Genomic DNA, 2,867 nt, shown 5'->3' on the forward strand with positions numbered 1-2,867 from the left:
TTCTCCGGACCGTTACACCTCGCCAATCTGTTAATCTCTGCCGAGAGGGATATGGGCGCAGCGGCCCTCGCTCACTTGCCGGCGCCCACCGGAATCGATGCCAGCAGCTGGGGCGGCATCTTGCGGCGGATGGTCAGGTCTCGCCCGTTCCTGTGGCGAAACCATCGGGCTGCCATTGAGGAAGGTCTTCTAGAGCCGGGCCAATCCGCCGCAATCAGCTTTCCCACGGGAGCCGGGAAGTCCACGCTTGCGGAGCTCAAAATCGCCACAGCGCTCCTGAGGGGGCAGCAAGTCGTCTTTCTCGCCCCGACCCACGCCTTGGTGGCCCAGACCGCGAAGGCACTACAGAAGACGTTCAACGATGCGTCGGTGATTGGCGATGTCGACGAAGAGGTAGTTCTTTCGTTGGAGCTAGAACTCCCGGAGATCGTCGTCACGACGCCAGAACGCTGCCTGATGTTGCTAGCCGTGCAACCGGGGGCTTTCGTCGGCCTTGGCCTCGTCGTCTTCGACGAATGTCACCTGATCCACGCCCGCCCCGACGACAGGAGCCGGCGCGGCCTGGACAGCATGCTGTGTCTTCTCAACCTGACACAAGCCGCGCCAGAGGCGGATTTGCTTCTGCTATCGGCGATGATGAAGAATACGGCGGAGCTGGCTGGTTGGCTCAAGACCCTGACGGGCCGCGATTGCCTGTCCCTGGACTTGGCCTGGAAACCGACGCGACAGGCACGAGGCTGTGTCGTCTACGACACGACACAGCTCAGCCAGCTAAATGATCAGTTGCGTGCGGCGCGGATTGCCAAGCCAACCCAAAAGTCCGTTCCCGTTGGGGTGAAGCGCGGCCTGTCAGCGGTGCCTTTCGGGTTCTTAGGTCTGCGACAGACCTGGAATTCGACCAACCGTCAGGACTACGCTCTCCGCGCCCTGCTCGACACCCCGACGCTTTTGAGCACTAGCAAGGGCACCAACTGGTATCTCACCCCGAACGGCAACGAAGTCAGCACCGCCATCGCGTCAGGCTCGGTCGGGGCTGGCATGAAGACCCTAGTCTTTGTCCAGAGCACGATTGCCTGCGCCAAGTGCGTGCGTGAGTTCGCCAAGCATCTTACGCCCCAGGCGGTCACCCTCACCGACGAGGAGGCGGCGTGGCGCGCACTCGTCGTCGAGGAGATGGGCGGGGCGGAGCACTGCTATCTCGTGGTCGACGACGACGGGAAAGTCAGAACCGGCGCCGCCAGCCACCACGCACTGTTGCTAGCGAACGAGCGGGAGCTGCACGAGAGCCTGTTCAAGCGGAAGGACGGAATCCACGCATTGTTCGCGACGTCGACGCTTGCTCAGGGCATGAACCTGCCCAGCGAGGTGGTCATCATATGCGGCGACAGCCGTTTCGATCCCAAGGCTGACAAGCTGAAGCAGCTCGAAGCGCATGAATTGCTCAATGCGGCTGGCCGTGCTGGCCGCGCCGGAGAAGGTTCCCAGGGCTTCGTTCTCCTCGTCCCCAGCCATGTCATTGGCTTCGATCAGGCGAAGTCACTCATCGGCAAGGACTGGATGGACCTTCGCGCCATTTTTGAGCAGTCGGACCAGTGTCTGGTCATCGAAGATCCAATGGCTGCGGCGCTCGACGACATCCACAACGGGATCACTCTGACTGGCCCTGCCGCGTATCTGCTCGGGCGGCTTCCGGTTGCGAGGGTGGATGGCGGGCTCGATCCTGCTGAAGCTATGCTGAAGCGATCCTTCTGCGTCTATTTGAAGGACAAGAACGGTGATTCCGCGTGGATTCACTCTAGAGTCGCGTCGGCCGTTGCGGCGCGGCCTCCAGCCGCTGCCGCAGAGGTCCATTGGTTGGGCCTGGTGGCCGCCTCAACCGGATTATCCATCGAGCTGCTGCAGAGCTTGCTTGCCCTTGTTGATAGCGGCGTACTTGCCGGGAGCGCCTCTCAGGCCACGACGGCGCTGCTCGCATGGGTGCGGCAGGTTCCATTCCGTTTGATGGAATTGGTTCGCCCTGAAAGCCTGGAGGGATTATTCGGCGACGCCTACAAGAAACTAGCGTCCGACCACGAGCGCGCGATCGAGGCGCTGGACTTGATCGATAAGATACTTCCGATCTGGATGTCCGGTGTACCGCTTTGCGACATCGAAGCCGTCGCTGAGGGGAAGACCGCAAAGCTGGACTATTGCGTTACCGCCCGCCATTTCGTTACGCGTGTGGCCCCGGATCTCGCTTTCGTCGCTGGGCTACCGGCCAGACTTCTGCTGGCGCGCTTTGCGGCTACTGCTCCCGACGATGAGCCTGAGATTCCGGCAGTGCTCGCCACGCTAGGCAGCATGGTCCGGGAAGGATGCGACTCTCCGGAGGCGTTGGCGGTGCGACTTGACGTCGGCCGTACGGTCTCGCGCGTTGCTGCTCGCCTCAAGTTCGAGAAGGCTCGTCCTTATCTGGCCCCCTTGCCACCCAACGAGCCCTTCGAAGCCACCCTCGAGCGCGTTCGCAACGCCATGGCAATAACTGCCTTTCTCGATTTGGATGCGGCGTCATCCGGCCCGACGGAGATCGTATAGACCGCCCACATCCTCGAGCCGCAAACAGCCGCACGCTGGCGATTCCGACGAAGGCGCGAACGTTGATCTGTTCGCGATTCTTGATCATGGTGTTGCGTTGAGCGGGGCTGCTTTTCGCAGGGAGGCGATATGCATATGGGTGCCTCGCCTACCAAATGGGTCCAGTCTGATCAACCTTAACCCAGCCGGCTACGGGGCACACAGCGAGGCGGAACAAAAACGACTAAACATCCGCCTGCCGTGCCGAGCGGCCGACGACAAAGGTAGCTCTCTCGTAGAGCTCGCTATAGGTG

1 protein-coding gene is annotated in these 2,867 nt (G+C 61.6%); it reads left to right on the plus strand.

All coding sequences use genetic code 11. The features are described 5' to 3' along the window. The first annotated feature begins 51 nt into the window (after positions 1-51). Positions 52-2,574, plus strand: a complete 2,523-nt coding sequence (locus A1351_RS06670) for a DEAD/DEAH box helicase (RefSeq protein WP_157096134.1) — start codon at positions 52-54, stop codon at positions 2,572-2,574. Positions 2,575-2,867: the final 293 nt, after the last annotated feature.

The sequence above is a fragment of the Methylosinus sp. R-45379 genome (genome assembly GCF_001644125.1).
Lineage (GTDB): Bacteria > Pseudomonadota > Alphaproteobacteria > Rhizobiales > Beijerinckiaceae > Methylosinus.

Excerpts from the sequence above, each read along its gene's own strand:
- A1351_RS06670 (WP_157096134.1), top strand. The coding sequence starts at position 52 with ATGGGCGCAGCGGCCCTCGCTCACTTGCCGGCGCCCACCGGAATCGAT.